Genomic DNA, 911 nt, shown 5'->3' with positions numbered 1-911 from the left:
CGCCGCCGGTGCGGCGGGTGGCGCGGGTGACGCGGGTGCCGGTGCCGCAGGCGGCGGCGCGGGTGACGCGGGGTCCACCGGTGGCGCGGGTGACGCGGGGGCCGCCGGTGGTGCGGGTGACGCCGGTGCGGGCGGGGCCGGGGACGCCGCTGGCGGTGCGGGTGACGCCGGGGGCGGCGGGGACGCCGCGGCCGGTGGGCTCGACGGCGGCGATGCCATCTTCGGCGGTGGCGCCCGCTGTTCGCTGGGCTTCAACGTCAGCGTCGACGGCGCCCCGGGCTTCCTGACCGCGGGCCACTGCGGCAACGAATCCCAGACCTGGACCTCGGACGAGGCAGGCGCCCAGCAGGTGGGCACGGTGCAGGACTCCAAGTTCCCCGAGAACGACTTCGCGCTGGTGATGTACGACGACGCCACCACCCAGCCGTCCAGCACGGTCGACCTCCAGAACGGCAACACCCAGGAGATCGGGCGCGCCGTCGAGGCGAGCGTGGGCCTGAAGGTGCAGCGCTCCGGCTCCACGACCGGGGTCACCGACGGCACGGTCACCGGCCTCAACGCCACGGTGAACTACGGCAACGGTGACATCGTCAACGGCCTCATCCAGACCGATGTGTGCGCCGAGCCCGGCGACAGCGGTGGCGCGATGTTCGCCGAGGACGCGGCGGTCGGGCTCACGTCCGGCGGCAGTGGCGACTGCACCCAGGGCGGCGAGACGTTCTTCCAGCCGGTGACCGCCGCGCTGGAGGCCACCGGCGCGGTCATCGGTGCGGACGGCGGCGGCGCCGGTGGCGGTGATGCGGCGGGCGGCGCTGGCGACGCGGCCGGTGGCGCTGGCGACGCGGCCGGTGGCGCCGGTGATGCGGCGGGCGGCGGCGGCGGCGCGGCTGGTGGCGCCGGTGGTGCGGCGG

At 76.8% G+C, this 911-nt stretch carries 1 protein-coding gene; it reads left to right on the top strand.

Annotation, left to right across the window (positions count from 1 at the left end):
- On the top strand, nucleotides 1–911 hold a 911-nt coding region (locus ABD329_RS47845; RefSeq protein WP_344318297.1), incomplete at both ends, for a S1 family peptidase.

The sequence above is a fragment of the Streptomyces javensis genome, from assembly GCF_039525925.1.
Lineage (GTDB): Bacteria > Actinomycetota > Actinomycetes > Streptomycetales > Streptomycetaceae > Streptomyces > Streptomyces asiaticus.
This window is presented reverse-complemented; position numbering and strand designations above follow the sequence as displayed.